Annotated in this window: 1 pseudogene; it reads left to right on the plus strand. The window is 47.0% G+C overall.

What is annotated here, in order from left to right:
* Nucleotides 1–39: 39 nt before the first annotated feature.
* Nucleotides 40–349: pseudogene (gene flgF, locus QK293_RS27515) on the plus strand (flagellar biosynthesis protein FlgF); the annotation flags it as partial.

Raw genomic sequence — 349 nt, forward strand, 5'->3', positions numbered from 1 at the left:
ACGCGCGTGTTTTCAATGCAAGAGCGACCAGGTTCTAACATGACCTCTGGCGGCATAATCGAAACAGGTCGTGATTTAGATATTGCCATGAGCGATAACGCCTGGCTTGCGGTTCAAGATGACTCAGGAAACGAAGCCTATACAAAAGTAGGCACGCTAAACATTACTGCGCAAGGTATGTTGGTAACAAGTCATGGTCGACAAGTTATTGGCGAAGGTGGCCCCGTAATTTTACCGGTTCCTATAGAAAAAATAAGTTTTAGTGAAGATGGCGCCATACAGGTTCGCCCGCAAGGGGCACCAGCCAATTTTTTAGAAGAAGTAGACACGCTGCGCGTTGTTGAAGGAA

The sequence above is a fragment of the Pseudomonas sp. AL03 genome, assembly GCF_029960815.1.
GTDB lineage: Bacteria > Pseudomonadota > Gammaproteobacteria > Pseudomonadales > Pseudomonadaceae > Aquipseudomonas.